This window comes from Streptomyces sp. 13-12-16 (assembly GCF_002114215.1).
In the GTDB taxonomy this organism is placed as follows: domain Bacteria; phylum Actinomycetota; class Actinomycetes; order Streptomycetales; family Streptomycetaceae; genus Streptomyces.
On record NZ_NCTE01000652.1, the window covers coordinates 1 to 3355 of the forward strand.

4 protein-coding genes and 1 pseudogene are annotated in these 3355 nt (G+C 73.0%); 2 read left to right on the top strand and 3 right to left on the bottom strand.

The features are described 5' to 3' along the window. A partial coding sequence (locus B7767_RS25080; RefSeq protein ID WP_107486307.1) for a polysaccharide deacetylase family protein occupies positions 1–714 on the top strand: 714 nt, incomplete at its 5' end. A gap of 30 nt (positions 715–744) precedes the next feature. Here B7767_RS25080 and B7767_RS25085 read toward each other — a convergent pair. Continuing rightward, positions 745–1413, bottom strand: a complete 669-nt coding sequence (locus B7767_RS25085) for a class F sortase (RefSeq protein WP_085574182.1) — start codon at positions 1411–1413, stop codon at positions 745–747. A gap of 334 nt (positions 1414–1747) precedes the next feature. Here B7767_RS25085 and B7767_RS25090 point away from each other — a divergent pair, with 334 nt between their 5' ends. Beyond that, on the top strand, positions 1748–2245 hold the full coding sequence (locus B7767_RS25090; RefSeq protein ID WP_085574183.1) for a hypothetical protein: 498 nt from the start codon (positions 1748–1750) through the stop codon (positions 2243–2245). 101 nt (positions 2246–2346) lie between these two features. On the opposite strand, the gene B7767_RS25095 is transcribed toward B7767_RS25090, so the two are convergent. Further along, positions 2347–3111: a DUF4239 domain-containing protein gene (locus tag B7767_RS25095; RefSeq protein ID WP_085574184.1), complete on the bottom strand. Its 765-nt coding sequence runs from the start codon at positions 3109–3111 to the stop codon at positions 2347–2349. Between the two features lie 35 nt (positions 3112–3146). After that, positions 3147–3355 (bottom strand): annotated as a pseudogene (locus tag B7767_RS47395) (hypothetical protein); the annotation flags it as partial.

A 3355-nucleotide genomic window follows, 5' to 3' on the forward strand; every position in this document is an offset into this window, starting at 1 on the left:
CCGGCCGCCGGCGCCCGGGCGGCCCGCCGCCCGCTCAGGCCCTCCGAGTACCGCCTGCGGCCCCTGACCGGCTACGGGCCCCCGCACACCCCGCGCGGCAGCACGCCCGTACGGCGCGAACCGCTGCTGAGCGTGCCCGGACACGGCCGCACCATGGTGCTGAGCTTCGACGACGGCCCCGACCCCCGCTACACCCCGCACATCCTCGACACCCTGGCCCGGTACGAGGTGCGGGCGATGTTCTTCGTGTGCGGGGAGATGGCGGCCCACAACCGGGGCCTGCTGGCCCGGATGGCCGACGAGGGGCACGTGGTCGGCAACCACACCTGGTCCCACCCCCTGCTCACCCGGCTGCGGCGCGCCGGGATCCGCTCCGAGATGGAGCGGACCAGCGACATCGTCGAGCAGGCCTGCGGCGAACGCCCCGAGTGGTTCCGCGCGCCCTACGGCGCCTGGAACCGCGCCGCCTTCCGGCTCGGCGCCGAGCTGGGCATGGAACCGCTGGCCTGGACGGTCGACACCCTCGACTGGACCGAGCCGGGCACCCGCACCATCGTCGAGCGGGTGGAGGACGGCGCCGCCCCCGGCGTCGTGGTGCTCTCGCACGACGCCGGGGGCGACCGCTCGCAGAGCGTACGGGCCCTGCGCGCCTACCTGCCCGAACTGCTGGACTCCGGGTACCACGTCACCGTGCCCCGCCGGCAGTACGTCTGAGCGGGCCCGCCCGCCCGGACGCGGGACCGCTCAGCGGACCTCGGCCAGGCGGGCGAAGACGACCACGTTCCCGTCGTAGCCGTTCTGCTGGGAGAAACCGCCGCCGCAGGTGATGACCCGCAGCTCCGCCGCCCCCTTGGAGGCGTAGACCCGGTCGCCCGGGAAGTCGTTCTTCGCGAAGACCTCGACGCCGTAGATCTCGAACACGGCGGTCCTCCCGTCCTTGCGGGTGACCTCGACGCGGTTCCCCTTCTGCAGCGCCCCGAGCCCGTAGAACACGGCCGGCCCCTGGGCGTTGTCGACATGGCCGACGACGACCGCCGTGCCCTTCTCGCCCGGTGAGACGGCGCCGGTGAACCAGCCCGCCAGATTGGGGTCCTGGGGCGGCGGCGCGTCCACCCAGCCCTCCGCGTCCAGGCCCACCGGAATGACGGGCGCGTCCACCTGGATCCCCGGGATCACGACCCGGTCCGGGACCGCGTACGGCAGCGGCCGCACGGAGCCGACCGTGATGTTGCCGGGCATCCGGCTGTCGGCGGCGGCCGCGCCGGCCGGCTGCGGCGGGCCCACGTCGAACTCCCCCGAACCGTTCCGGATGAGCGCGAGGCCGGTGAGCAGAACCAGCGCTATCACGCCCCACGGGGCGCGCTTTTTCCGCCGTGCCTCCCATTCGGCTTCGTCCGGCTCGAAAGCAGACATTCGCCTTCCCCTCTCGACACGGCCGTCGCCGTACCACTCGCGCATGATGAAAACGCTAAATGCCGTGCGCGCAACCGGCGACGGGGCGGCGGCGAACGGGTGGCCCCGGCGCGACCGGGTGCGCCATCCGAGGCGGTACCGGACGAAGATTTTCTGACGGTCCGTGACCTGCGGTGATATCCCCTACCGCGGTTTTCCGCGCGGGGTTCGCCTCACCGGTACGGACCATTCCCGAAATGCGGTCGTGCGCAGGGCAACTGAGGGTCTTTCCGGGAGGCGCTTTCTCGCCGATCGACCGGGAACGGGACCCGGGGCGTCTTCCGCGGAGGATCACATGCGCAATTCACGTGCCCTGGCGGCCGCCGGCGCCGCGGTCGCCGTCCTCGGGTTCGCCGCCCCGGCGGCGGTCGCGGACGGCGGCCGGGTTCCCAACCCGTCCAACATCGTCGCCCTGCCCAGCGTCATCGCCCGCGGCGGTCAGCTGACCATCACGGTCGACGGCTGCCCCAACGGCGGCACGGCGACCTCCAACGCCTTCCCCCGGACCGACCTGACGCCCATCAGCGGTGCCAACGACACCTCGAAGGGCACCGCCACCATCGACGCCGACGCCCGTCCCGGTTCCTACGACATCACGGTCCACTGCTCCGGCCGGAGCCTGACCCGGCCGGCCGCCTTCACCGTCATCGGCGGTGTCCGCGGCGGCATCGGCGGCAGCAGCACCAGCGGGGCGACCCCGACCGACATGGCCATCGGCGGGGCCCTGGTGGCCGCCGCGGTCGCCGGCAGCGGTGTCTTCTGGATGCGCCGCCGCGCCGAGAAGCGGATCTGAACCGCTGTCCGCTCCGGGCCGCCGTTTCGTACGAGTTCGCACGCCGCTCGCCCCGGATCCCGCGGGATCCGGGGCGCCGCTCCGTTCTCCCGAGGGCGGTCTCAGCCCTCGATGTGCGGGAAGAGCCGCAGGAACGGGTCCGCCGACGCGGCGAGGCCCCGGCCGAAGGGCGCGTCGAAGTCCCAGATGAGGAAGAGCAGGAAGGCGATCAGCGCCGAGAACAGCCCGGCGAGGACCATCTCCCGGGTGGTGCGCCGGATCTGCAGCGCGAAGATCATCCCGATGGTGATGACGGCCCCGCTGATCAGCCCGAACCACACCACGCCCGGCATGGTCTCCCCGGTCGACTCGGCCCGCGCGCTGCGCGCCTGGTCGGCGGCGGCCACCTGGTCCACGAGGGGCTGGTAGGCCTGCGCCTCGAAGTCCGTCCGCGGCTCGTAGTCGGTGACGTCCCGGCGGACGCGGTCGAGGAGTTCGGTGCCGCGTCCGGTGACCTGTCCGTCGTCGGCCATGGCCCGCCACTCGGTGGTGACGACGTGTCCGACATAGGCGTTGACATCGTCCCGGATGCGGTCACGTACCTCGACGGGGTAGACCCGTACCCGTTCCGAGATCTCGTGCAGGGCCACCGCCTCCGCCCGTACGTGCTCCTGGGCGGCGCCGCGTCCCTCCCAGACGCCGGCGATGGCGAGACCCAGGACGATGGCGTACACCACGCCGATCCACATCGTCATGTACTCGATGACGTCCGGGGTCTCACTGGGGTCCTCGTCGTCGGCCGCCCTGCGGTGCCGTACGAGGGTGATGACCACCACGACGACACAGGCGGCGAGCATCGCGAGGGTGAGAACAAGCCATTCCGGCAAGAGGTGCCTCCAGAAGGGGTCGGGTCGGTCCGGCCTCAGCGCGGACGCAGCGCGGCGATCGCGACCACCGCGGGAACCGTGATGAGCAGGACGAAGGTGAGCGGTGACGTGGCACCGCCGGAGGGCCGCCGGACCGGGGCCGCGCGGTACCGCGGGTAGTGCACGGGCGTCACGGACGGACGCGGCTTCGGCGTGGCCGACGGCGTCGGGGCGGGTGGCGGCGGCGGTCGGCGCGGGCGCGGCG

Bases quoted from the DNA above. Each gene is read 5' to 3' on its own strand.
- B7767_RS25090 (WP_085574183.1), top strand. From the start codon at position 1,748: ATGCGCAATTCACGTGCCCTGGCGGCCGCCGGCGCCGCGGTCGCCGTC.
- B7767_RS25085 (WP_085574182.1), bottom strand. From the start codon at position 1,413: ATGTCTGCTTTCGAGCCGGACGAAGCCGAATGGGAGGCACGGCGGAAA.